Source organism: Sorangium sp. So ce119 (assembly GCF_051524405.1).
Taxonomy (GTDB): domain Bacteria; phylum Myxococcota_A; class Polyangia; order Polyangiales; family Polyangiaceae; genus Sorangium; species Sorangium cellulosum_G.
The window spans coordinates 2454228-2479997 of the sequence record NZ_CP150310.1 but is presented as its reverse complement, the minus strand read 5'-3'; the positions used below and the strand labels follow the sequence as shown (position 1 = coordinate 2479997).

Sequence of the window (25770 nt, the reverse complement as noted above, 5' to 3'; positions counted from 1 at the left end):
GGCGCCCCGGGTCGGCGCGGCGGCCGGCCGAGCTGACCCGGGTCGCTCAGGATGGTATATCGAGCTCATGCGCCCCAAGTATCCTGCGGATGTCACCGCTGCGTTTCTGGAGCTGGAGGGGCAATCGCAGCTCGCGGGGCACCCGATCGTCTTGAGGCCCAGGGCCGCCGCCGGCGCGCCGAACCTCTCCGAGGCCGTCCTCACGCAGCTCATCGAGACGATGTTCTTCGCGTCCATGGCGACCGAGGAGGGGCGCCTGAACCCGGTCGGGCTCGTCTTCGCCGGGAGCCCGATCGAGTTCGAGTCCGAGGGGCCCGCGTGGGATCTCGTGCGGTTCGGGTCCACGGTGCCGTTCGACGTGGAGCACGTCGCCAACCTGGCCTCGGCGTGCGCGTGGCCGCGCTCCTTCCTCTCCGTGGTGCCGCACGACGGGTCGCTCGTGATCGCCGGCATCGCGACGCCGCACAGCCGCCAGTCGTTCGACATCGACCAGCTCGTGCGCGTCGTGGTCCCGAAGCCCGGCGTCGTGGCCGTGTACCGCGGCGAATGGGAGGTCGTCCGCTACGAGCGCGGCGCCGTGCGCACGTGGATGCCCAAGCACCGCCCGCAGCTCGACTCGATCGAGAGGACCGTCTTCGGCGAGCACGCGAGGCCGATCGTCCGCCACGTGCGCAACTACCTCCTGCGCATGGTCGAGGCGATGGTCGAGCTCGGGCGCGGAGGGCTCCTCGCCATCCTGGGGCCCGGAGAGGGCCTGCCGCAGCTCTTCGGCGAGGAGGGGAATCCGTTCGACACCGAGGTCAAGCGGCTGGATCCCGCCCTGTGCCTCGGGACCGCCATCCTGGAGATCGCCGACGCTCACCGGAGCTATCCGCCGGACGAGCCGCGGCAGGCGCCCGGGAAGTCGCCGGCGGCGCGCGCCCCGGACCGGCCGTTGCCGGGCCCCGACCGCGTCCACCGCCTGCTCGACCTGATCGTCCGGCTGACGACCGTCGACGGAGCGGTGGTGATGAGCCACACGCTCGACGTGCTCGCGTTCGGCGCGAAGCTGCCCCCGTCGAAGGGGATCATCTCCGAGATCTTCGCCGCGACGCCCGACCAGCGGATGGACGCGAGCTGGTCGCTCGACGCGCGGGGCACCCGCCACCGCGCGGCCGCGGCGTTCGTGGCGGGGTACCCGGAGCGGATCGCCTTCATCGTCTCCCAGGACGGGCTCGCGGCCACGTTCCAGGAGATCGAGGGCAAGGTCGTTTACTGGCCGCTGTGACGGAGCTTCGGGGCCTCGCGCTGCGGCGCGGGGCGCGCCTCCCGCGCCATCTTCTGGATGCAGTGCTGGAGGCCCGAGCGAAGGTTCGTGTGAACCGGGACCTCGGAGAGATCCACGCCGAGCGAGACGACGGTCTGGGCGACAGTCGCGCGGATGCCGGTGATGACGGCCTCGGCGCCGAGGAGGCGGATGGCCCGGACGAGGTTGATGAGGTAGGCCGCAGTCTGCGTGTCGACGGTGTCGACGCCGGTGAGATCGATGATGGCGTACCGCGAGCCCGAGCGGCTCACCTCGCCGAGCAGGTCATCCATGAGCACGGACGCGCGCTCGCAGTCGACGACGCCGACGAGGGGGATGGTCAGCACGCCGTCCCAGACCTGGATGATCGGCGTGGAGAGCTGCTGGATGAGCCGCTGCTGCCGCTGGATCAGCTCGAGCCTCGTGCGCAGCTCCGTCTCGGCGCGCTTCGGCTCCGTGACGTCGAGCGTCACCACGATGACGGCCCGGACCTCGCCGCGCTCGTCCACATCGGGGAGACACCAGCTCTCCCAGGTGTGGTCCATGGCCGTCGCGAAGGCGTGGGTGCTCTGCTTCTCGTTCAGGGCCGCCGTGACCTGAGCCAGCGTCTCCCGCGCGCCCTCGTGGCTGCCCCAGAGCTCCCAGAGGTTCAGGCCGAGCCACGATCGGCGCGGCACGCCCGCGACATCGACCCCGCGGCCGTCGTGGAAGATGTACGTGCCGTCCCTGTCGACAGCCCAGATCGCGATGGGGAGCGTGTCGAGGACCACGCCGAGGACGCGCTCGTCGACCGTGGGCTCGCGGGCGCTCGGGCCCGGGACCGGCAGCCCCATGCAGATCCACGAGCCCGGCCGGCCGTGCTCGCCGGCGACAGCCTGGTTGCGCCACTCGCACGCAAGCGCGCCGCCGCCCTTCTTGATACAGTCGAGTACCCGCGGCTCATCCCCTTCCGACAGGGCACGACGCCACGCCTCGGCCGCGTCTCCAGAGAAGAGGAGCTCGGCGATGTTCCGGCCGAGCGCCTCGTCCCCGCCATATCCGAAGCACCGCGCAGCCCCCTCGTTCCAGCCGGTGATGACGAGATCGGCGTCGTGGCGGATGACCGCGAAGGGCGCCCGGTCGAGGAGCTCGACCGACGCAGCCGCGACCCTCTCGCCCTCGGTGGTCCTGATCCGGGTCTCGGATGATGGTAGTCCCATGATGATCCGACCATCGTAAGAGGGGAAGAGGCGCGTGAGCAAGGGCTCGTGCGCGCGCGTCAAAAGGCGGCGAGTCCTTCAACATCGCACATCGCACCTCCACGCCTCGACGATGTCACCGCCGTTACCGCGCGGGGGCGCGAGAGCAGCCTGCCCGGCGCGCCGCGCAGATCAGAGGTGGCGCAGGATCAGCGCCGCCATCTCGTCGATGGGCGCCTCGGCCACGGCGAGCCCGGCCTCCTGGACGCGGCGAGGCATGCCATAGACGACACAGGACGACTCGGCCTCTGCGAGGACCCTCCCGCCCACCTTGTGGATCTCGCGGGAGCCCTCCAGGCCGTCGTCCCCCATGCCCGTCAGCACGACGGCGAGGACACCGGAGCCGAACTCGGCCGCGGCGCTCGCGAAGAGCAGATCCACCGAGGGGCAATAAAGGGACGTGGTGGAGGCCCGCGCGAAGCGCACGCTGGCGCGCTCTAGCTGCCGCCGGATCTCGAGGTGCTGCCCCCCGCGCGCGATGACCGCGACCCCGGGCCGGAGCTGGAGATCGTCCGAGGCCTCGACGACCGAGATCGCGCTCGCCTCGTCCAGGCGGCGCGCCAGCGACTCGGTGTAGCCAGCGGGGATGTGCAGCGCGACGACGGCGGGGACCGGGAGATCGGCCGGCAGCGCCGTGAGGAGCCGCGTCAGCGCCTGAGGCCCGCCGGTCGACGCGCCGACAACGAGGATCCGCGTGCGCGCCGGCACGGAGATCACGGAGGGCGGAGGGGGCGCCGGCTGCGGGCCAGGCCCCGCGGCGAGGCGCTTCGCCCCGGCCGCGGCGAGCACCTTGCGGACCAGCTCGCCCGAGAGATCGAACAGGCGATCTGTCGCGAGCGACGTCGGCTTCTCGACGAGCTCGACCGCGCCCTGCTGGAGCGCCGTGACGCCGAGCTCGCTGTCCGCCTCGGCGTTGCTGACCACGACCACCCGCGGCGCGCCCTCGCCCCGCAGGGACCCGAGCACGCCGATGCCGTCGAGGTTCGGCATCACCAGATCCAGGGTGATGACGTCCGGCTTGTAGCGCTCGATCTTCTCCAGCGCGTCCAGGCCGTCCATGGCCGTATCGACGACCTCGATCGAGGGGCTCGCGCCGAGGACCTGCCGCAGGACCTTGCGCACGAAGGCTGAGTCGTCGACCACGAGCACGCGGACAGGTGGGATCTTCATCGCTCCGTCTTCCGGTACATGAACACGCCGCCCCGCTCCTCGCACGAGAGCGCGGTGCCGAGGCGCAGCAGCGACTCGGAGACCCCGACCAGGAGGACCCCGCCCGCGGCGAGCGCCCCCGAGAGGTTGCTGACCACCCACCGCGCCGTGTTGTCGTGGAAGTAGATCAGCACATTGCGGCAGGCGATCACGTCGAACCGCCCGAGCGACGCGACCTCGGCCGCGTCGAGCAGGTTGATCCGCCGCCAGTCGACCGCCCGCTGGAGCTCGGCGCTCACGGTGACGCGATCGGGCGCCACACGGAGCCAGCGGGCGGCGAACGCGGGCGGCGGGGCGTTGCTCCGGATCGAGCGCGGCCCGAACACGCCGCCCCGGGCCCGCGCGAGCGCCCGCGCGCTGACGTCGCTCGCGACGAGCTCGACCTTGTCGAGCAGGCCCCGCTCCGCCAGGAGCATCGCGATCGTGAGCGGCTCCTCGCCCGTCGCGCAGGCCGCCGACCAGATCCGCGGCCGCCCCCCCGCCGCCACCCGCGGCGCGACGAGCTCCGCGATCGCGACCTCGAGCTGCGGGAGCTCGCGGAAGAAATACGTCTCGCTGACGACGAGCGCCTCGATCAGCGCGTCGATCTCGGCCGCGCCCGCCGGGTCGTAGCGGAGGTAGTAGTAGTAATCGAGCAGCGAGTCGAACCCGGCCTCGATGGCCCGCACCGAGACCTTGTCGCCGAGCAGCTCGCGATCGCCGGCCTCGTAGTGGATCCCGATCTTCTCGGCGATGAGCGCGCAGAAGATCGCGAAGACCTGCGGGGAGATGGGGAGGCGGCTCGTCATGACCACGGCCTCATGCCCACTGGGAGAGGACGGAGGCGGACACGCGCCGCACCTCGGGATCCGGATCGGTCCGCGAGGCGAGCTCGACCGCCGCGAACGCCTCCCGCGTGGCCACGGCGGCGAGCGTCGTGGCCGCCGCCTTGCGCGCCGGGGCGCGCGGCAGCCTGAGCGCCTCGAGGAGCGCGGCGTGCGCCTCGGGCAGCCGCATCCGCGCGAGCGCCGCGGTCAGCAGGGGCGAGAGCTCGTCGTCCGCCGTCGCGAGCGCCTCGAGGATCCCCTCGACGCGGCCGGGCACGGGCGTGGACAGCGCGGCGAGCAGCGGGGCCGGCGCCCGCGTCGCCACGATCAGCGCGATGAGGCTCCTCGTCGCCTCGATCCCGGGCCGCCCCGCGATGAAGCTGGTCGCCGTCGCGCGCACGCTCTCGTCGACGTCGGCGGCGGCGCGCACGAGCGCGGGCAGGACCTCGGGCGACGAGAAGCCGGAGATGGCCGAGACGCCGACGAGCCGGGTCGCCACGTCCGGCGACGCGAGCGCGCCGAGCAGCGTCGGCAGCGACTCCTCCCGCCCGGCGATGCCGAGCCCGATCAGCGCCGAGCGCCGCATGTCCGTGTCGCTCTCGCGGGCGGCCTCCTCGAGCGCGGCGAGCGCCAGGTCGCCCTTGATGCCCGACAGCGCCTCGACCGCCGCCACGCGCACCTGGCCGCTCTCGTCCCGGAGCCGCTCGGCGATCGCCCCGGCCGCCGCCTCCCACCCGAGCTTCCCCAGCGACTGGCAGGCGTAGTAGCGGACCCAGGCGTCCTCGTCGCGGAGCCCGCGGAGGAGCGCCTCGATCACGCGCGCGTCGCGCCGCGATGATTGCCCGATCGCCCGCATCGCCACGGCGCGGACCCGCGCGGAGGGGTCGGCCGCCACGCCGACGAGCGCCTCGATCGCCGCGGGCTCCGTGAAGCAGGCGAGGCCGTGGATCGCCCGCTCGCGCAGCCGCATGTCGGGATCGCGGAGGCCGTCGACGAAGAGCGGCAGCGCCGACGCGGGCGCGAAGTAGGCGAGGATCCGGAGCGCCGCGCGCCGCGCGGCGGGCGATCCGTCGCGCGCCGCCGAGAGCGCGAGCGCCTCGACCTCCGCGCCGCCGAGGCACTGGATCGCCGCCATCGCGGCGTGGGCCACGCGGGGGTTCGGGTCGTCGAGGAGCGGGAACAGCGCGGACGCCGCGCGCGGATCCGCGATGCGCCCGAGCGCGTCGCACGCCGCCGCGCGGACCTCGGGGTCCGGATCGGCGAGGCAGCGCGCGACGTCGTCCGCGGCCGCGGCGCCGCGCACGAGCGGCAGGAGCAGGAGCCTCCGCGCGCTGTCGCCGTCGCGCAGCGCGGCGAGCACCCGGGAGTCCGCGCTGCGGGAGAGCCGGCAGAGCGCGTCGGCCGCGGCGCTCGCCACGGGGGCCTCGGCGTCGAGCAGGCGGGTCAGATCGAGCAGGACGTCATCGCCCCCGATCGCGCCGAGCACGCCGCAGATCATCGCCTGCTCGCCCGCGTCCGCCCCGGCGAGGCTGTGCGAGAGCCGCCGCGCCGCGCCGGGCGCCGGGACCTCGCCCCGGAGCGCCTCGTCGATCGGCTCGACCGTCCCGTAGTGCTCGCGGTACCGCTCGCGCAGCTCGGCGAGCGCCACCGCGGCGACGCGCGCGACCGCGTCGCTCGGGCGCGCGAGGAGGCGCATCAGCGGCGACACAGCGCTCCGGCTGCCGGTGCGGCCGAGCGCCCGCGCCGCCTCGAGCACGTACCGCGGATCGTCGAGCAGGGCCGACAGCGGCTCGATCGCGCGCGGATCGCCGCTCCGGCCCAGCACGTCGATCGCCGGGAAGACACGGAAGAAATTTCCGCTGGTGACGGCGTCCACGAGCGAGTCGACAGCGGCCCTGCCGCCGACGCGGCCGAGCGCCTCGATCGCGGCGACCGCGACGTTGTCGTCCTCGTGCGACGTGAGCTCCGCGAGGCGGGAGACGGCCCTGGCGCTGGCGCGGCGCCCGAGGATCTGCGCCGCGTCGGCGACGATGGCCGGGTTAGGATCCCGGGTCAGCTCGAGCACGGGCCCGTCGACGTCGCCGAGCGACGCGACGAGCGCGTCGACGGCGGCGGCGATGCGCGCCTCGCTCTCGCGCCGCGCGCTCAGGCAGCCGCAGAGCGGCTGCGCCGCCGCGTCGCCGAGCGCGGCGAGCGACGCGATGACGGCCCGCCGCACGGTCCAGCTCGGATCGGCCAGCATCTCGATGAGCGCGGGCACCCCCGCGCCCCCGGACGCGGCGAGGCGATCGACCTGCTCGACGCGCTGCCGCTCCGGCTCCGAGATGGCGAGCGGGGACCGCCGCGGGCTCACGCGGTCTCCGGCGGCGGCGCGTGGGGCTGCTTCCCGTTCGCCCTGAGGTGCGCGATCGCGGCGGAGACGCCCGCGATGGCGTCGACGTGCTCGCTGTTCGCGTGCCGGATCTTGCCGACCTGCTCCAGCACGTAGCCGGCGTCCGTGGCGACCGCCCCGGAGTCCCTCGCGTGCTTGGCCACGGCGGCGACCAGCTCGCGCATCGGGTCGCGCAGCCGGGCGATCGAGGCGGCGTGCTGCTCGCTCCGGGCCGCCTGCTCCGAGGCCGCCCTGGCGATGTCCCGCAGCGCCGACGCGTGGCGGCCCGCGCCCGAGCCGAGCGCGGCGACGGACTCCACCTGGTCGGTCACCGCCCGCGCTGTCTGCTTGGCGATGCGGCGCACCGCCTCCCCTTCCTTCACGAGCGCCGACGTCGCCTTGCTCTGGTCCGCCGCCGCGGCGGTCACCGACGCCGCGAGCCGCGCCACCTGGCGGGCCGAGGCCTCGAGCTGCTTCGCGGCCCGCGCCTGCTCGCCGATCCCCCGCGCGGACTGGGCCGACATCTTGCGGACGTCATCCATCGTGCGCGCCACCTCGGCCGCGCCGCCCGCCTGCTCCGCGAGGCCCGCGACCATCCGCTGCGCCGCGCTGGCGGCGTCCTGCGTGAGCGCCGTGATGCTCGTCAGGGCGCGCATCTGCTCGGCCATGGCGCTGCTGGTCTGGCTGGTCAGCGCGCGCATCTGCGCCGCGACCTTCGCGAGCTGGGACGCCCCCGTCGCCTGCTCGTCCATCGCCCGCGACACCCGCTCGGCGCTCTGGGTGAGCTGCGCGTTGACCTTCACGGCGTCGCGCAGGGCGTGCGCCTGCTCGGCGGTCGCCTCCTTGGTCTGCCGGGCCATGCGGCGCATCTCGGCGCTGCCCTGCGCGAGCGCCTGGATCGCCCTGGTCTGCTCGGCCGCGGAGCGCGCGATCGCCTTGCCCTCGTCGCTCATGCGCGCCGCGGTCTGGGTAAGGGAGCCCACCGCCTGCACCTGCTCGGCGTTCGCCCGGTCGACGTCGCGGATCGATCGGCCGAGCTCCTCGACGCCCTGCAGGATCGTCGCGAGCGCTCGCTCGGCGTCGCCCGCGAGCCGGGTGCCCTCGTCCGCGACCTTCACGCCGTCGGTCGACGCGGCGACCGCCTCCCGGGCGCTCGTCTGGAGCGCGCGGACGATCTTGGCGATCTCGGCGCTCGAGACGGCGGCCCGGTCCGCCAGGTTCCGGATCTCCTCGGCCACGACGGCGAAGCCGCGGCCGTGCTCCCCCGCGCGCGCGGCCTCGATGCTGGCGTTGAGCGACAGGAGGTTCGTGCGATCGGCGATCAGGTTGATGGTCTGGACGATGTCGCCGATCTCCTCGGCGCGCTTGCCCATCTCCTTCATGACGGACGCGGAGTCGACCATCGCCTGCCGGATGCTCCCGAGGCCGGCGATGGACCGGCCCACCGTCGACGCGCCCTCGCGGGCGGTCGCGACGCCCTGCTCCGCGGTCGTGCGCGCGGTCTCGACGATCGCGACGATCCGCCGCGTGGAGGCATCGACCTGCGACGACGCCGCGGCGTTGCTGGCGGCGAGGCCGTTGATCTGCTCGGCGCTCTGCGTGACCTGCTGCGCGGTCCGCGCGAGCTCCTCGGCGGCGACCGCGTTCGCCTCGATGGTCGCCGCGTTCTTCTCGGCCGTGGCCGCGACCTCCTCGACCGAGCTCGCGATCTGCGTGATCGTGCCCGCGGTCGCCGAGGCGCTCGCGTCGAGGGCCCGCGCGCTCTCCGCCACCCCGCGGATCGACCGCGCCATCTGCTCGGCGGTCGCGGCGGTCTCCTCGACCGCGCTCGCCATCTCGGTGGTGTCCTTCGCGACGCGGTTGAGGGAGCCCGTCACGCCCGTGGCGGCGCCGGCGATGGTCGTGATCTGCCCGCCCACGTCCCTGGCGTCGGTCGAGAGGCGGCTGATGCCCTTCGACATCTCCTCGATCGTGGCCGCGATCTCCTCGAGCGACGCGGCGCTGCTCGCGCCGCGGGTCGCCGCCTCCTCGGCGGCCGCGCTCGTGACCGAGACCGAGGCGAGGAGCTCCTCGCTGGAGGACGCGAGCTCCTCCGCGCTGGCGCTCACCGCCTTCACCGAGCGGGCGATCTCCTCGAGCGCCGCCGCGGTGGTCTCCGTGGACTCGGCGAGCGCGTCGGCGTCGCCCTTCACGGCGGAGAGCGCGGGCGAGAGCGCGCCGAGCCCGCTCGTCGTCGCCTCGATGCCCTGCGCGACCTCCGCGACCGAGTCGCTGATCCGCTGCCCCGACCGGGCGAGCGCCTGCGCCGCCGCCGCCCCCTCCTCGAGCTCGCCCGCGAGCGCCCCGACCGCGGCCCCCCGCTCCTTGCCGGCGGCGGCGTGCTCGGCGCCCAGGGCGGCAATCCGCGCGGCCGCCTGCTCGACGCCGGCCGCGGTCGTCGCCGCCTGGCGCAGCGAGCGCTCGGCCTGCTCCGCCTGCGCGAGCGCCCCGTCGATGTCCGCGATTGCCTCACCTGCCATGATCTTGCTCCTCACCGATGACCTTGCCGACGTCGACGAGCATGACGAGCCGCTTGCCGAGCTTCGCGACCGCCCTCACGAAGCCGGCGCTCTCCTCCGTCATCACCTCGGGCGGCGGGCGGAGCTCGTCGGCGGCGATGTTGACGACCTCGCGGGCGCTGTCGACCAGCAGGCCCACGGTGCGGCCTCCGCTCTGGACGACGATGACGCGCGAGTCCAGCGTGGGCTCGATCGTCGGCAGCCCGAAGCGCGCGCGCAGATCGACGACGGGCACGACGCGGCCGCGGATCTGGATGAGGCCGCCGACGTAGGGGCGCGTCCCCGGCACGCGCGTCGCCCCGGTGAACGACTCCATGTGGAGCACGTCCGCCGCGGCGATGGCGTACTCGGTGTCCGCCACCTTGAGGACCACGTGCAGGCCGCTCATGAGGCCACCCGCGCGAGGGCCGCCTGGCCGACGTGGCCCGAAGAGACGCGGCCGCTGAGCGTCACGAGGTCGAGGACGAGCGTGGGGCGGCCGTCGCCGAGATCCGTCGAGCCGCTCACGCCCGGCACCTTGACGAGCGGGTCCTCGAGCGGCCGCACGACGACCTCCTGCTGGCCGAGCACGCGGGTCACGCCGAACGCGAACGGCGCGCCGCTGCGCCGCACGACGAGCGCCCTGCTCGCGCCGAGCGGCCCGAGGTCGAAGAGGACGCCGAGGTCGATGAGCGGCACGACCTCGCCGCGACGCTCGATCAACTCGGTACCGCCCCGGGCGCGGCCCGGGGCTGGCAATTCAGTACCGCCCCTCGCGCGGCCCGGGGCTGGCAGCTCCGCACCGCCCCGGGCGCGGCCCGGGGCCGGGCCGCGGAAGAGCCGGGCAGGGTCGATCTCCATGACCTCCTCGACGGCAGCGACCGGCGTCACGAACGGCTGGTCACCGCACAGGAACGAGAAGGCGTCGATGATGGTGAGCGTGAGCGGGATCCTCAGGGTGAAGGTGGTGCCGGCGCTGCGCGCCGTGCTCACCGTGAGCTCGCCGCCGAGCTGCTCCACGGCGATTCGCCGGACGATGTCCATCCCGAGCCCGCGGCCGCTGGTCTTCGTCGCCTGGTCGAGCGTCGACAGCCCGGGCAGCGTGATGAGGTCGAGCAGCGCCGCGTCGGTCTCGGGCGCGGGGCGGCCCGCGCGCCGCGCCACCAGCGCGCGGTCGATGCCGCGGCCGTCATCGGCGACGCTGAGCTCGAGCTGGTTGTTCGAGCGCTCGAAGCAGGAGACCCGGATCACGCCCTCCTCGGGCTTGCCGAGCCGCCGCCGCTCGGCCGGCGGCTCGATCGCGTGATCGACCGCGTTGCGGAGCAGGTGCACGATCGCCGGGAAGATGCGCTCCGCCACGGCCTTGTCGAGCTCCGCCTTGCCGGCGTCGATCTCGATCCGGACCTCCTTGCCCGTGGTGCGCCCGAGGCCGCGCACGACCAGCGGCACGCGCTCGAGGAGCTCGGTCACCGAGATCATGCGCGCGCGCATGATGGCGCCGCGCAGGTCGCGGAGCTGGCGGTCGTGCTCGCGGAGGATCTCCGCGAGATCGCGGACGTCCACCCCGCGGGCGCGCAGATCCGAGGCCGCGCGGGCGAGCCGGAACCGCGTGACGACGAGCGCCGACAGCTTGTCGAGGGCGTCGTCGAGGCGCGCGACCTCGACGCGCACGACGCCGCGGAGCTGGGGCTCCCGCTCCGCCGGCTCGTCGAGCTCCTGCTCGATCGGGTCGGCGACGGCGAGCGGGGCCGGCGCCGTCACGGTGAGCGGGCGGATGACGTCGGCGGCCGCCGCCCGCGCGAGCTCCTCGTCCGGGGCGCTCGTGAGCACGAGCAGCGCGAACGCGATGCCGCCCGGCGCGCTGTCGCTCGCCGGCACCGAGAGCGGGATGACCTTGACGATCTCGGCGATCTTGCCCACGCGCTCGCGGACGCTCGTGATGTTGATCCCCTCGGCCGTGCGCGCCGGCGACGGGACGAAGTCGACCCGCAGCGCGCGCCGCCCGCCCGCCACGCCCTGCGCGAGCTGCATCCGCTCGCTCGGCCCGAGCTTCGCCAGGATCTCGGGCTCCGCGCTGATCGTCGGCGGGGGCGGCGGCGGCGCGGCGGCGACGTCGAGCGAGGAGAGCGCGTCGAGGAGCGCGGGCGCGGCCGGCGGCACCGGCTGCTTGTTGGCGAGCGCCCGGGTCCGCTCCTCGATGGCCCTGAGCCCGCGGACCAGCACCTCGATCGACGCGGCGGACAGCCGCCCCGCGGCCCGGTCCGCCGCCCGGAGCACGGTCTCCATGCCGTGGGCGATGTCGACGATCGGCTCCACGCCGACCATGGCGGAGAGGCCCTTGATCGTGTGGAGAGAGCGGAACAGCTCGCGGATCGCCTTCGGGTTCGACTCGCCGGTCCGGACGGCGGCCTCGGCGGCGAGGAGGTTCGCGGTCGACGCGGAGAGGTGCTCTTCCACCTCGACGAGGTAGCCGGCCACGAACTCGTTGACGTCGAGCGCGTCGCTCATCCTGCGTTCGCGGCGCCGTTCTCCAGCAAGGACCGCACGCTCGCCAGGATGGCGTCGGGCGTGAACGGCTTCGTCATGAACTCGGAGGCCCCCGCGCCGAGCGCCCGGGCGCGGGACTCCTCATCGCCCCGGGTGGTCACCACCAGAATGGGCAGGCTCCGCAGCTTGTCCTGACCCCGGATGAACTCGATGACCTCGATTCCCCCGATGTCGGGCATATTCAGATCGAGGACCACGAGATCGAACGGCCGCAGCGAGAGCGTCTCTATCGCCTCGAGCCCGCTCGCCGCGTGCGCGAACGTGTACTGATCGGCCCGCAGGCAGGCCACCACCATCTCGCGCATCACTCTGCTGTCGTCGACGACGAGGATCTCTGCCACAGCGGTGCTCGACCGAGGGAATAACCGGCCAGCACGCGAGGTGTCAATTGAGCGCCGGAGCGTCCTTCAAAGAATCAGGGATCTCCCGTCGGACGCGTCCCGAAAACCGGGTTTGGTGCTCGCGCGGCGATGCCCGGCGCGGTGCTGGCTACGCGCTGCGCTGCGTTGCGCGGTGCACGCTGATCACGGACGCACGCGTCGATCGACGCATTCGGCGGGCGTCGCGCTTGCGTCGCCGCGACATGTCGATCAGATGAGACTGGGCGTTAACGACTCGCGAGGACCCAACGCCGCTACGCGCCTCGGTCCATCCTGGAGAGCGGCCCCTCCGGGGGGCGGAGTCTCACGGCCCCTGCTGCTCCTGGAGAACCATGAACCGGCCAACGACGATGGATTTCCTGATCGCCGACGCGCTGCGAGACGCGAACGCCGCGCGGCGCCCCACGGCCACGGCGGGGCCAGGCGCCGCGCAAGGGGTCTCGCAGCCTCCGCCGAGCGAGCGAGCGGCGCGCGCGATCGTCTGGATCGTCGACGATTCGCCGCTGGAGGCGGAGATGGCGGCGCGCGCCCTCGCCGCGCGGTACGAGGTCCAGGTCTTCACGGACGGCGCGGTGATGCTCGAGCGCATGTGGGGGAGCGATCTCCCGGACGTCCTCGTGCTCGACCAGGTGATGCCGGGGATGTCCGGCACCGAGATCTGCACGCTCCTCCGGTCGTGCGCGGCCACGATCGGGCTCCCGATCCTCATCCTGACCGTGGCCGGGCAGGAGCAGGACCTCGTCGAGGGCCTCACCGCGGGGGCCGACGATTACGTGGTGAAGCCGTGCCCCTCGGCCGCCCTCTCGGCGCGCGTCGGGGCGCTCGTCCGCTCGAAGCGGCTCCGCGAGCGCGCCGAGCGGGCCGAGCAGGTCGCGGCGGTGGAGCGCGATCTGCTGCGCGCGCTCATCGAGCAGAGCGGCGACGGCATCATGGCGATGGACGAGCGCGGGGTGATCCGCATCTGCAACCAGGAGGCCCAGCGGCAGCACGGCGTGGCCGAGCGCGACGCCGTCGTCGGCGCGGTCTCGATCAACGCGTACGAGCTGCTGGCGCTGGACGGGCGGCCGCTGCCCTTCGACGAGCGCCCGCTGCGCCGCGCGCTCCGGGGCGAGAAGGTCGAGAACGCGCGCTGGCTGGTGGAGCGCCCGGACGGCTCGCTCCGCGCGCTCGCCGGGACGGCGTCGCCGCTGCGGAGACCCGACGGATCGGCGGCGGGCGCCGTGCTGATCACGCGCGACGAGACCGACGCGCTCGAGGCGGAGCGGGCGCTCCGGGCCAGCGAGGAGCGCTACCGCGGGATCATCAGCGCGCTCGAGGAGGGCATCACGGTCCAGGACGAGCGCGGGGTCATCCGCACCGCGAACGCGAGCGCCGAGCGGATCCTCGGGCGATCCGCCGCGCAGATCGTCGGGTCGAGGACGCTGGGCGGCTCGAGCAGGGCCGTCCGCGAGGACGGCACGCCGATCCTCCTCGAGATGTATCCGTCGGAGATCGCGCTCCGGACCGGCGAGCCTCAGTCGGGCGTCGTGCTCGGCGTCGAGCGGCCTGGCGGCTCGGTCCTGTGGCTCTCGGTGAACGCGCAGCCGCTCCGCGGCCTGGACGGGTCGATCGCCGGCGTCGTCTCGTCGTTCTTCGACATCACCGCGCAGAGGCGGGCCGAAGAGGAGCGGAGGGCCCTGCTCGCCGCGGCGCAGGCGGCCCGCCGCGAGGCCGAGACCGCGAGCCACATGAAGGACGAGTTCCTGGCGACGATGAGCCACGAGCTCCGCACGCCGCTCACGGCCGTCCTCGGCTGGGTCCGGATGCTGCGCACGGGCAAGCTCGCCGAGGATCGGCGCGAGAGGGCGCTGGAGACGGTGGAGCGCAACGCGCAGGCGCAGGCGCAGCTCGTCGACGATCTGCTCGACATCTCGCGCATCATGGCGGGCAAGCTCCGGCTCGACGTGCAGCCGGTCGAGCTCGTGGCCGTGATCGACGCCGCGCTCGAGGTGGTGCGGCCGGCCGCCGACGCGAAGGGGGTGAGGCTGGAGCCGCTCCTCGACCCCGGCGTGGGCCCGGTGGCAGGCGATTCGGGGCGGCTGCAGCAGGTCGTCTGGAACCTCCTCAGCAACGCGGTGAAGTTCACGTCGCGGGGCGGGGTCGTGCGCGTCCGGCTCGAGCGCGCCGAAGGGTCGGTGGAGATCGTGGTGTCCGACACCGGTCAGGGCATCGATCCCTCGTTCTTGCCCTACGTGTTCGAGCAGTTCCGGCAGGCCGAGAGCGGCACGACCCGCAAGCACGGGGGGCTCGGCCTCGGGCTGACGATCGTGAAGAGCCTGGTGGAGATGCACGGCGGCACGGCGCAGGCGCTGAGCGACGGGGAGGGCCGGGGCGCGACGTTCATCGTGCGGCTGCCGCTCGCGGCGCAGCCGGATCGCGCGGGCGACCGCCGGAGGCCGGGGCTCGGCGGGCTGTCGGGCGAGAGCGACCGTCCGCCGGAGCTCAGGGACCTCAACGTGCTCGTGGTGGACGACGAGGACGACACGCGCGAGCTGCTCGTCACGATGCTCGAGCAGTGCGGCGCGCGCGTGACGGCCGTGTCGTCCACGGCCGAGGCGCTGCTCGCGCTGAGGGCGCTGCAGCCTGACGTGCTCGTGTCCGACATCGCGATGCCCGGGGAGGACGGCTATGCGCTCATCCGCAAGATCCGCGCGCTCCCGGCGAAGAGCGGCGGGCGGACGCCGGCGGTCGCGCTCACGGCGTACGCGCGCACGGAGGACCGCACGCGGGCGTTGCGGGCCGGGTTCAACACGCATGTTCCGAAGCCGATCGAGCAGGCGGAGCTGCTCGCGGTGCTCGCGAGCTTCTCCGGGGCGAGAGAAGAGACGTAGGTGGTGCCGGGCAGCCCGGCGCGCGGAGAGGGTCCTCGTGGCGCCGCACGACCCGCGCATGCACGCATTGCTGCCATCAGCGGACGATAGGAGAGCCCGATGACGATCGATCCCAGTTCCCCGATCAAGATCACCGCGTTCAAATGGGTGCCCGAATTTGCGCAGGGTCAGGTGCGGGACCTTCGCGTGCGCTGGGCGCTCGAGGAGGTCGGCCAGCGCTACGAAGTGCAGTACCTCGTGCTCGGCGAGCACAAGGAGCCGCCGCATCGCGCGCGTCACCCGTTCGGCCAGGTGCCGACCTACCAGGACACCGAGGTCACGCTGTTCGAATCGGGCGCGATCGTGCTGCATATCGCGGAACGGTTCGAAGGACTGTTGCCCGGCAATCGCGCGGCACGGGCGCGCGCGATCCAGTGGATGTTCTCCGCGCTCAACACGATCGAGCCGCCGCTCATGGACTATGCGATCGTCACCCTCTTCGAGGCCGGCAAGCCGTGGTCCGAGCCGCGCCGCCCCACGGTCGAGGCGCGGATTCACGAGCGGCTCAGCGAACTGTCACGACGGCTCGGCGATCGGCGATGGCTCGACGGCGACGGCTTCACGGCGGGCGATCTGCTGATGGTCTCGGTGCTGCGCATCGTCGAGGGCAAGGGGCTGGTCGAGCAGTACGAGAACCTCGCCGCTTACATGGCGCGCGGCATCGCACGCCCGGGCTTCAAGAAGGCTCTGGCCGACCAGCTGTCGGGGTTTGCCCGGACACCGCCGCCAGAAGCGTCGGAATGGATGGAGAAGCAGCAACAAGCAGAGTGACGATGAAGAAGAACACGATCTGTCTGTGGTACGACCGTGACGCGGAGGGCGGCGGGGCCCCGCAATCTCCGGGCTGACGGCGCATCGCCGACAACTCACCCCCTCCGGCAGCTCCGCTCGATGCTGTCCATCAGCTTGATGAGGTCGAACGGCTTGCTGATGATCGCGTCGGCGTCGATGGCGGCGCGATCCGTACCGCCGCGCGCGGTCATGACCACGATGGGCATGGAGGCGAGCGCCGGGTCGCGCTTCTGCTCGGCCCGGAACTGGAAGCCATCCATCACCGGCATCATCAGGTCGAGCAGGACCAGCGCGATCGACGAGGGATCCCCGCGAAGGTAAGCGAGGGCCTCGAGCCCGTTCGCGACGGACGCGACCGAGTAGCCTTCCTCCTCCAGAAGCTCGCTCAACGTCCGGCGAATCGCGGCGTCGTCATCGACGATCAAGATGCGCTTGCAAGGGGGGCTCATCGTCATGCGGAGTCGCTCCGTTCGGAGACGAGAGGGGCGGGGCGGCGCCGGGCGGGAGCCCGCAGCGCACACCGCGCCCGCGCGCCTCAGGCCGACAGGCCGCGTCGGCTCGAGGCGCCTGGGCCGGCGAGCGGAAGGGTGACCTTGAAGGTCGAGCCCTCGCCGAGGACAGAGCTCGCCTCGATCAAGCCGTCCAGCGCCTCGACGACCTGCCTGGAAATGTAGAGCCCCATGCCGAGACCACCATAGTTCCGCGCGGATACCGCGCGCTCGAAGCGGCCGAAGATCCGGCCGATGTGCTCCGGCGCGATCCCGATACCGTGGTCCGCGATCGTCAGCGTGGCCGTCGAGGACGTCGAGGTCACCGCGATGTCGATGGGCTTCCCCTGGCCATACTTGAGCGCGTTCGAGACGAGGTTGTCGACGACCTGCTCGAGCCGCGTCCGATCCCACTGCCCGGCGGCGTCGTCGTCCGCGCGCACCGTGATGCGGGAGCCCGACTCGACGAGCTCGCCGCCCTCGTGGCAGCGAGATACCACCTGCCGGACGATGTCCGACAGCCGGACCGGCTCCAGATCGAGGGCGAGGCGACCCGCGGAGATGCGGGAGACGTCGAGGAGGTTGTCGACGAGCCGGCGCAAGCGCTCGCTTTGCCGGCGAACGAGCCCGAGCCGGCTCGTGAGCCACGAGAGGTGCTCCCGGTCGCAGCAGAGCTCCGGCGCGCGGCGCATCAGGATCTGGATCTGCAGCGACAGCGGGGTGAGCGGCGTCTTCAGCTCGTGAGAGGCGATCGACAGGAACTCGTCCCGGAGGGCGATCGCGCGCTGGGCATCGTTGTAGAGGCGCGCGTTGTCGACGGCGAGCGCGCAGCGGCGCGCCAGCTCCTCCGCGGCCGCGAGATCCGTCGGGCCGTACCGGCGCCCGGGCCGCGAGGCGATGAAGCTGAGCGTCCCGAAGGCCCGCTCCCGCGTCGCGAGCGGCACGCACATGAACGAGCGACCCCCCATCTCCCGCATCACCCGGAGGTGATCCTCGTCCTGCGCGATCGCGCGCATGTGCGCCTCGGTGAACGGCTCGATGAGCTCCGACCTCCGCTCCAGGAGCACCCTGGACTGCGCGCTGTCGCGCGAGCCGTCGAGCACGGGCGGGAAGCGCTTCGCCTCCTCGGCCAGGGCCGCCTGCGCGGGGTCCGCGCAGCCAACGCCCACCCGCCGGAAGCCGCCGCCCTCCTCGTCGTCCTGCTTCAGGTCGACGAGGCAGAAGTCGGCGAGGACGGACACCGCGAGCTGCGCCACCCGCGAGAGGGTCGTGGGATAATCCAGGGAATCGGCGAGCATCACGCTCGCCGCGTCCAGCAGGCGGGGCAGCTCCTGCGCGCGCTCCCGCTCCGCGGCCTCGGCCGCCGCCCGCCGCATCCGCGCCATCTCGAGCTGCGTCCGGACGCGGGCCAGGAGCTCGCGCGCGGAGAACGGCTTCACCACGTAATCGTCCGCCCGCGCCTCGATCGCCTCGACGACCGCGTCCTCCCCGGTGCGCGCAGACACGAGCACCACGGGGATCATGCTCGTCCTCGGGTGCGCCCGGAGCTCCCGGAGGAGCGAGACGCCGTCGAGCCCGGGCATCATCACGTCGCTCACCACGAGGTCCGGCGGGCGCGCGAGCGCCGACGCGAGCGCCGAGCTCCCGTCGGCGGCCGCCTCCACGCTCCACCGCCGCGCGAGGAGGTGGACGAGGTACTCGCGCATGTCCGCGTTGTCGTCGGCGACGAGGATCCGGAGCTCGCCCTCCCGCGGGCACGCCTCCGGCTCCTCCCCCGCCTTCGCCCCCGGCTCTTCCCCGGCCCGCGCGGGCAGGCCCCCCTCCTGCGCGCCGTCGCCGCGCGCGCCGCGCGCGCGCGCCGGCCACCGGGACGGCTCGATCGCGTGCAGGCGCGCGCTCGACGTCGCCGTCGCCGTCGCGCAGCTCCCCGCCGCGGCGACGCGCTCCGGCGGCAGGTGCGCGCGGCCCCACGGGATCGACACGGTGAACGTGCTCCCCTGCCCCGGCTCGCTCGCGGCCCGCAGGGCGCCCCCGTGCACCTTGACGAGCTCCTGCACCAGCGCGAGCCCGATCCCGGTGCCCTCGATGCTCCGGCAACGCAGGCCCTGCACGCGGTGGAACCGCTCGAAGATGCGCGGCAGCTCGTCCGCCGGGATCCCGGCGCCCGTGTCGCGCACGGACAGCTCGAGGCGGTCCCGGTGCGGGCGCAGCGAGATCGCGATCTGCCCCTCGAGCGTGAACTTGAAGGCGTTCGACAGCAGGTTCGAGACGATCTTCTCCCACTGCGCCCTGTCCACATAGACGGGCTCCGGCAGCGGCGGGCAGTCCACGACGAGCGTCAGGCCCGCGGCCTCCACCAGCGCGCGGAACGAGCTCGCGAGCTCCTCGGTGAGCTGCGCGAGATCGGTCGGCTCGAACGAGGTATCGAGGCACCCCGCCTCGATGCGGGAGAAGTCGAGCAGCGTGTTCACGAGCCGGAGGAGCCGCAGGGCGCTCCGCCGCGCCGCCGCGAGGCCCTCGCCGGCGAGCGCCCTCGCCGGGCGGGACAGCGCGTCCTCGATGTGCCCGAGGATGAGGGTGAGCGGGGTGCGGAACTCGTGGCTCACGTTGGCCACGAACTCCGTCTTGAGCCGGTCGAGCGTCGCGAGCTCGTCCCGGTGCCGCGCGACCTCCCGCTCGAGCCGCCGCTGCTCGGTGACGTCCCGCCCCTCGGCGATCATGAAGACGACGTTGCCCTGCCGGTCCTTGACGGGGTTGATGTTGAAATCGATCGTGATGCGCTCCTTGCCCTCTTTGCCCCCGATGATCTCCGCGTCATACCGGACGAACTCGCCGCGCGCCGCGCGCCGCACGGCGTCCTTCAGCCGCTCCTGGCCCTCCGGCGAGCCCCGCCACCAGGGGCAATCCCAGAATGGCACTCCGTGCACGTCTCTCCGCGACACGCCCGCGCCGTGGACCGACGGATAGTTCGACTCCCAGTTTGTCCCGTGAGCGTCGAGCAGGCCCCAGAACTGAAAGGCGCTGTTCATCGCGACCCGCGCCGCGAGGAGCCGCATCAGCCCCGACTCGCGGCCAGGGCTCGCGCGCGCGATCTCCTGCTTCAGGAGCTCCGTGTCGCGGAGGAGGTGGTCCTCGGAGTCGTCCACCGGTCCAACACAGGCGAGATCTTCCAGACCCTGGAGGAATTCGCGGCCTTCTGACCGTTCCTCGCTCGACCGCTGTTTCATCCGTCCGCTCATCACGCCTTGCGGCTCCGCTCGACGCGGGAGACAGCTCATCCCGAGCGCTTAGTGAAGATCGTTGATCGCGCAAGGTCTGATCGGCCCGCCGCGGGGCACGCGAGGCTTCGTGGAGGGCGGGGCAGCGGCGCTGATGCGGGCAGGCGGGGCGAGGGGCGAGGAGCGGGCCCCGGCCGGCCGGCGGCCTGCCCGGCGGGCGGACACCATCGACCCGACAGGCTGCGCGAGGTGATGAGGCGGTACGGGAGGCTCAGGGAGCCGGAGCGAGAGGCGCGCTGAGCGGGACGTGATCGTCGCGCGGCGCCTCGCGGCCGCCCTGCGCGCTCCCGCACCTCCCCGCCGGGCTAGCGCTTGCCGGCAGCAGCAGCAGACGCCGCGGGCTGCGCAGGCGGCGCGATGACGCGGAACTTTCCGCTCAGGTGCAGCAGGGACATCGTGTACAGCATGCCGTCATAATATCGCCACTTGCCGGTAGGCGCCTGGCGTTGATACACGTCCTCGACGAAGCGCCAGGCCCGCGGATGGGTGGCAGCCAGCGCCGCGACGCCGTTCATCGACACGAGCCCGAGCGAGTCGTGTTCGACGATCGGCTTGCCTTCGAGGGTGAAGTTCGCCTTGTACTTGGGGCCCTGCGCCTCGAAGAACGCGAGGAGCCGATCGCTCAGCTCGGTCTCCCGCGGATCCTTCGCCCACCACGCCGCGTCCACCGACCAGTTCATCGCGGTGCGGAACGCGTCGTAACGGAAGTTGGCGGTCCCTGCGTCCCAGGAAGCAGCCTTCGGGGTACCATCGAAGTTGGCGTAATCCGGAGCGAGCCCGGTCTTCGGGTGGGTCGTCTTGACGAAGAAATCGCGGCTCGCCTTGGCCGCCTCCGCCCAGAACGCGCGATCCGCCTCGGGGCCCCAGAGGGCCCAGAGCTCGTAGAACGCAGGCAGGTGATACGATGGATCGGTGTGGTCGCCGTTCTTCGAGAAGTTGTCCGTGTCAGGCGTGAACCGCACCATCTTGTGCTCGGGATTGAAGAGCGAGGCCAGCGTCGTCTTGCGCTTGTCCGCGTTCACCGCTCCGGTGATGGACTTGCGGTTCTTCATCACGTCGAGCAGGCCCATGGCCTCCTTCCGGTAGTCGTAAATGCCTTTGCCGTTCCCCCAGCGATGGGACGCGAACAGCAGCGCCGTCGCGAAATACTCCTCCGCGTCGGGTGCAGGGTTCTCATCGATGGCCGTGCCATCCGGGCGCATCTGCCAGGAGAAATAGCCGAAGCCGGGGTGACGCGGCTCCGCGTGATACATGTGAGACTTCGCCCAGTTCCACAGGGCATCGAAGTCATCTTTTCGATCGACCTGCACGGCGATCATCATGCCATAGGACATCCCTTCGGAGCGGACGTCACCATTGCCGATGTCCATGATGTACGCCTTGGGGCCGTTCGCGTTCTTGCCCGCCGCGAACATGACGGCTTCTTCCTTGGGATCGCCGTGGAACAGCTGCGTGTAGGCCTTGGCGATCTTGGCGTCGATCTCGGCAGGCTTGTGCCCCAGCTCGGCAAACAGGTTGCGATACTCGCCCGTGAAGTACGCTCCTTTGGCAGCAGGCCGGAGCGGCGGCCCGAGGGGCGCAGGCTCCGCCGGGGACGCCTGCGCCGTCGCCGGGGACGCCTGCGCCGTACCGCTCTGGTTCGAGCTGCCGCCCGGAGCCGCGCTGCTGGTTTGATCGGTGGCGCTCGTCTGACCGGGGGATTCAACCTGGCTGCCCTGGTTGCTGGGCGCGCAGGCGATCACCGTGAGCGCGAACCATGACGATGCGACCGGAAACTTTATCATTCGCAAGTTCATCGCTTTCCTCATTGCCGAGCTCGGCATCCTATAGGAAGCGTGCTCGGTGTCAACATCGTTGCCGAGACCACGTCTGTCATGCTCGCAAGTCGAGCACTTCGGACCACCCCCGCGAGCGCCTCCGCGGAGGCTGCCAAGGTGTCTCGAAACGGCATCTATCCGTCTGTCGCATCGCGCGCTGTCGGCGAGCGCGGACGTCAGTTGACGCGGCGGACCCGGATGCCGTGACCGTCGGCGCGCTGAACGCCGCCCGCGTCGATGTTGCTGATCGGAGCGAGCCCGCGCACCGCCATGTCCCGCCCGTGGTGCAGCAGCTCGATGACGAGCAGCCCCGGCGTGGAGCCGGTCGAGGCGTGCGGGTCGCCCGAGAGCGGGTTCGGGCCGCGCAGCGAGAGGTACACGTATTTGCCGTCGGGGGCTTCACCGGCCAGATCGGGCGTGGGGTCGCTCGAGAAGGGCGAGACCAGGCTCTCGGTCTTCACGTACGCGCCGGTGGCCGCCCGGTAGATCTCGACCACGTTGGCGGCGCGATCGAAGAAGTACACGTACTTCTCCTGACCGGAGCGGGCCACGCCGTGAGCGTCGCGAGGTCCGCTCGTGTCGTGCGAGAGGATGAGCGGCTCGGGTGTGTTGACCGGATTCAAGGGGTCGTATACGTCGGGCCCGGCCTCCGGCAAGCGCCAGAGGAACCACCCGTCCGGGTTCGCGGGGTTACCGCCGCCGCCGTTGCCGAACACGAAGCCCTTGGCCTCCATGAAGCCGCAGCCGTCCCGCGGGATGTGCTCGGCGTCGTATTCGGCGACGATGCTCATGGGCGTGGTGAACGGATCGATGGCGAACATGCCGCCGCCGCGCAGCGACACGTACGCGGGGTAGCCGCTCTGCGGCACGAACGGGCAGATCGGCGCGTTGTCGGGGCGCAGCAGCGCGTCTTGACAGGGCAGCCCGTTCGGCGTCGTGCAGGTGGCCAGGTTCAGGGTCGCGGCCGGGTCCTGCGTGAAGGTGTCGGTGGCGAAGTCCGTGTCGATGCGCTCGAACTTCTTGCCGTTCTGATTGGCGACGAGCACGTAGCTGTCGTCCGGCGCCGGCCAGACGGCGTGGGCCTGGCGCGCGCCGCCCGCGCCGACCTCGGTGCGGAAGCAGGCGAGCGGGGCGCGGGTCGCCGCGTCGAAGAACACGACATGGCCCGACGCCACGAAGGACAGCACCGCGTGGGAGTCTTCGTTGTTGAAGACCAGCATGTGCGGGCGCACGGGGTTCGCGCCTGTCTGGGCCATGCACAGGCTGGCGGTCGCACCGGCCAGGTCGATCACCTCGGGCACGGCCGTCGCGGCGTCGCGCCGGACCTGTTCGTCGTCGTAGATGAAGATCCGGCCGCCGAAGCTCGTGCCAGGGCTGTCCGACTGATCGACGAGCCACACCTCGTGCGCGAAGGCCTTGGCCACCTTCCAGTACTTGCCGTGCTGCGGGGGCACGGGCTCCGGCGCGGGCGGCACATAAACGCCGCCACTTCCACCGGGTGTGCCGTGGTCAGCCCCCGCGATCGACACCGCCATCGCGGTCGCCGCGAGAGTCCCCAGCAGCGCGAACCAATGCTTATTTTTTCCCACTACAATCCTCCTCGCGTGGGGTGATTTGCGACACGGTAGCAGCCACCCTGCTGCGCGCAATGAGTCACGACGCAGCACCGCGGCGCGAGCGATGCCCGTGATGATGACGATTCATGGCGAGGGCGGCGCGCCGCGATCGGGCGGAACGGCGTGGCTTATCCACGGCTTGAACGCCGTGGCTCAGCGAGCTTCGTGGCTTTCGAGGCTTGAAAGGACGCTGAGGTCCTCGGGTCCACCGAAGACCGGCGCAGGCACGCCGAGGATCCCGAGCTCGAGCAATTCCTCGAACGACCTCGCCGAGATCGCGAAGTAGCCGACGCACCGGGAAGCCTTCAGCTCGGGCCTCGCGCAAGTCAGCGCGTCCAGCCCGCGCACGCGCTCGCCCAGGATCGCGCCGACCTCCCGCGGACGCGAGGCATGTTCGGTGAGCGCCGCGTAACCGATGCGGAGCCGTGGGTCGTCCTTCGACAGCTTCGCGAAGGCGTCCCGGGCCTCCTTCTTAAAACGCTCGGGCACGATGCAGAGCCCCGCGTGGTCCGGGATCAGCCAGCCTTTCGACAGCGAGGCGAGGAGAATGGCGCTCTCGTCGTCGACCAGCGCCCGTGCCTGCTCCGTCGGCGGCGTCGCGTAGGCCGAGTCGAGGATCAGCGTTCGCCGCTCGTCCGCGCGCGCCCAGCGCCGGAGCTGAGCCGCCTCGCGCGGCGACAGATGCGAGCCCCACGGCTTCAAGGGCTCGCAGATCAACACGGCGTCGAGGCCGTCGAGGACAGGTAACCCGAGGCGCGCATTCCACGGGACGAGGGTCGCTCCCGCCTCGGCCGCGAGCTTCTGATAGACGGGGTAGACGTCGGCGGGGACGCCGACGCGCGCGCTCCGCTTTGCGAGGAGCTCGAACAACGCGCGGAGCGAACGACGGATACCGTGGCTGACCAGCGCGCGTGGCTTGAATGCCTGCGGGAGCTCGAGGTGCGCGAGGAATCGCTCCGCGAGGTGACAACGATAAGGCGCCTCCGGGTGGGTCGAGGGCGCGATGGCCGGGAAGAGACGCGCGAGGCTCCGGTAGACGTTGAGCTCCGAGAGATCGACGAGCGCGGGACGTGCGGCCCTGAGCTCCGCGCGGCGCGCGAGGAACGCTTCGTGCTTCATAACGTGGAGCTCGGATCTTCCAGCGAGGCGAGGCAGGACCCATCGGCCATCACGTTCCACGAGCGGACGAGACCATGCGTCCGTTCCCAGCCGACCGATGGCTCCGTGTATGCGGCCACGCGGAGCACCCGGGAACCGATTCTTCCTTCGAAGACCGGGCTCCCCCAGGGGAGCTCCGCGCATTTCTCGAAGCCGAGCTCCGCGAGCGTGTGGAGCACGAGCGAGAGAGGCACCTGGTTCGCCTCGCAATACTGGTTGGCCGTGCTGGGCGCCCACGGGTTCTCCGAGAGGCTCGAGATGTAGAGCTCCTTGAAGCACACCTCCTGAAACCCCTCTCCGGCGCTCCGCTCGAGGTATGCGCGTGTCTTGGCGGCGTCATCGACCCCGCCCCGCTGGAGCACGCAGATGGCCCGCGTGCGAAGGCCACGCGCGCTTCCCAGCACCCCGGAGTCGACCTCTAGACCCATGATGCGCGCATCGTCGTTGCGCGTCACGCCGTGCCGGCTCACGGCGAGGGTGGTGAGCCCCGCGTCCCGGAGTCTCTCGACCTGCGCGAGGTCGAGGCGCGCGCCGTTCGTGATGAGGAGGACCTTCGGGAGCAGCTCGGAGAGGCCACGAACGAGCGCGCGGAGCCGCTCGGGTTCGAGCAACGTCGGCTCACCGCCGCCGGTGATGACGGCGCGCTCGGCGCCGCGCTCCTTCGCTCGCTTCGCCCAGTCGAGGTAGCGCTCCAGCGTGGCGGTCCGCTGGCGCGCGAGATCGGACACGCTCGCGTTCGAGAAGCAGAATGCACAGCGCGCCTGGCAGGCCTTCGCGACGGGCAGCACCGAGATGCTCCGCGGCCGGCATCTCGCCCAGTCGACGAGCCCGGCGTCATCGAGGCGAAAGGCCTCCGCGGTGATCTCCTCGTGCCGGGTGGGCACGAGGGCGCCCTGCGCATCGACCCACGCCACGCCGCTCAAGGGAATCTCGCTCGACGGCCAGCGCCAGCCGATGCCGGTGCCCGTCACGTCGTTCGGGCGCATCGCTTCGGGCCCTACGGGGAGCCGCGCCCGCAGCGCTACCACGCGATCCTTCGGCCGCCCGAGCCTCGCCACGAGCCTCCGCGCCTTGTCGAGCCCGGGCGCAAAGGGCTCGCCGTCCTTCAGCATGTAGAAGGCGTCGCGGAAGGTCGATTCGTGGATCAACGCCTTCGAATAGCGCATCGCGTAGCGATCGAAGCCCCGCAGCCAGTTCGACAGCGGAATGAAGGCAACGAAGGACTCCATCGACGACATGGTCGAGGACTCACCAGATCAAGTCAACCGGACTCGAGGGAGGCCGAAGCGAGGTCCACGGCGCGCGGGCACGCGCCCGGGAGCGTCCATCGCCAGGCGCC

The 25770-nt window shown here is 72.2% G+C and carries 17 protein-coding genes; 3 read left to right on the top strand and 14 right to left on the bottom strand.

All coding sequences use genetic code 11. The features are described from left to right. Positions 1 to 67 precede the first annotated feature (67 nt). Entirely contained in the window at positions 68 to 1267 is a 1200-nt protein-coding gene (locus tag WME76_RS09595; protein WP_437959857.1) for a putative sensor domain DACNV-containing protein, read from the top strand. Here WME76_RS09595 and WME76_RS09590 read toward each other — a convergent pair. The 8 genes from WME76_RS09590 to WME76_RS09555 form a co-directional block, all read right to left on the bottom strand. After that, on the bottom strand, positions 1252 to 2484 hold the full coding sequence (locus WME76_RS09590) for a PAS domain-containing protein (protein ID WP_437959856.1): 1233 nt from the start codon (positions 2482 to 2484) through the stop codon (positions 1252 to 1254). The genes WME76_RS09595 and WME76_RS09590 overlap by 16 nt on opposite strands. Before the next feature lie 171 nt (positions 2485 to 2655). Further along, positions 2656 to 3693: a chemotaxis-specific protein-glutamate methyltransferase CheB gene (gene cheB, locus WME76_RS09585; protein ID WP_437959855.1), complete on the bottom strand. Its 1038-nt coding sequence runs from the start codon at positions 3691 to 3693 to the stop codon at positions 2656 to 2658. Further along, positions 3690 to 4520, bottom strand: coding sequence for a CheR family methyltransferase (locus tag WME76_RS09580; RefSeq protein WP_437959854.1), 831 nt, complete (start codon positions 4518 to 4520; stop codon positions 3690 to 3692). Before WME76_RS09580 ends, cheB begins: the two co-directional genes overlap by 4 nt. 10 nt (positions 4521 to 4530) lie before the next feature. Then, entirely contained in the window at positions 4531 to 6891 is a 2361-nt protein-coding gene (locus tag WME76_RS09575; RefSeq protein ID WP_437959853.1) for a HEAT repeat domain-containing protein, read from the bottom strand. Beyond that, positions 6888 to 9428, bottom strand: a complete 2541-nt coding sequence (locus WME76_RS09570; RefSeq protein WP_437959852.1) for a methyl-accepting chemotaxis protein — start codon at positions 9426 to 9428, stop codon at positions 6888 to 6890. Before WME76_RS09570 ends, WME76_RS09575 begins: the two co-directional genes overlap by 4 nt. Continuing rightward, entirely contained in the window at positions 9418 to 9855 is a 438-nt protein-coding gene (locus tag WME76_RS09565; RefSeq protein ID WP_437959851.1) for a chemotaxis protein CheW, read from the bottom strand. The genes WME76_RS09570 and WME76_RS09565 overlap by 11 nt, the downstream gene beginning before the upstream one ends. Further along, positions 9852 to 11954: a chemotaxis protein CheA gene (locus tag WME76_RS09560; protein WP_437959850.1), complete on the bottom strand. Its 2103-nt coding sequence runs from the start codon at positions 11952 to 11954 to the stop codon at positions 9852 to 9854. Before WME76_RS09560 ends, WME76_RS09565 begins: the two co-directional genes overlap by 4 nt. Then, positions 11951 to 12334: a response regulator gene (locus WME76_RS09555; protein ID WP_433937758.1), complete on the bottom strand. Its 384-nt coding sequence runs from the start codon at positions 12332 to 12334 to the stop codon at positions 11951 to 11953. The genes WME76_RS09560 and WME76_RS09555 overlap by 4 nt, the downstream gene beginning before the upstream one ends. A gap of 371 nt (positions 12335 to 12705) precedes the next feature. Here WME76_RS09555 and WME76_RS09550 point away from each other — a divergent pair, with 371 nt between their 5' ends. Both WME76_RS09550 and WME76_RS09545 read left to right on the top strand, forming a co-directional pair. Beyond that, positions 12706 to 15243, top strand: coding sequence for a hybrid sensor histidine kinase/response regulator (locus WME76_RS09550; RefSeq protein WP_437959849.1), 2538 nt, complete (start codon positions 12706 to 12708; stop codon positions 15241 to 15243). 99 nt (positions 15244 to 15342) lie between these two features. Continuing rightward, positions 15343 to 16053 carry a glutathione S-transferase family protein gene (locus WME76_RS09545; protein ID WP_437959848.1) on the top strand — a complete coding sequence of 237 codons (711 nt, stop codon included), beginning with the start codon at positions 15343 to 15345 and terminating at the stop codon, positions 16051 to 16053. Between the two features lie 95 nt (positions 16054 to 16148). Here WME76_RS09545 and WME76_RS09540 read toward each other — a convergent pair whose 3' ends face one another. From WME76_RS09540 to WME76_RS09515, 6 genes are all read right to left on the bottom strand, one after another. After that, a complete protein-coding gene (locus WME76_RS09540; RefSeq protein WP_437959847.1) occupies positions 16149 to 16529 on the bottom strand; it encodes a response regulator in 381 nt (126 codons plus the stop codon). A gap of 80 nt (positions 16530 to 16609) precedes the next feature. Further along, positions 16610 to 19708: an ATP-binding protein gene (locus tag WME76_RS09535; protein WP_437959846.1), complete on the bottom strand. Its 3099-nt coding sequence runs from the start codon at positions 19706 to 19708 to the stop codon at positions 16610 to 16612. A 437-nt stretch (positions 19709 to 20145) separates the two neighbouring features. Further along, complete coding sequence (locus tag WME76_RS09530; protein ID WP_437959845.1) at positions 20146 to 21648, bottom strand: glycosyl hydrolase family 8; 1503 nt, start codon at positions 21646 to 21648, stop codon at positions 20146 to 20148. A 185-nt stretch (positions 21649 to 21833) separates the two neighbouring features. Continuing rightward, the gene (locus tag WME76_RS09525; protein WP_437959844.1) at positions 21834 to 23192 is read right to left on the bottom strand and encodes a hypothetical protein; all 1359 of its coding nucleotides are present in this window, start codon (positions 23190 to 23192) and stop codon (positions 21834 to 21836) included. A 234-nt stretch (positions 23193 to 23426) separates the two neighbouring features. Further along, positions 23427 to 24392, bottom strand: coding sequence for a hypothetical protein (locus WME76_RS09520; protein ID WP_437959843.1), 966 nt, complete (start codon positions 24390 to 24392; stop codon positions 23427 to 23429). Further along, a complete protein-coding gene (locus tag WME76_RS09515; protein ID WP_437959842.1) occupies positions 24389 to 25660 on the bottom strand; it encodes a radical SAM protein in 1272 nt (423 codons plus the stop codon). The genes WME76_RS09520 and WME76_RS09515 overlap by 4 nt, the downstream gene beginning before the upstream one ends. Positions 25661 to 25770: the final 110 nt, after the last annotated feature.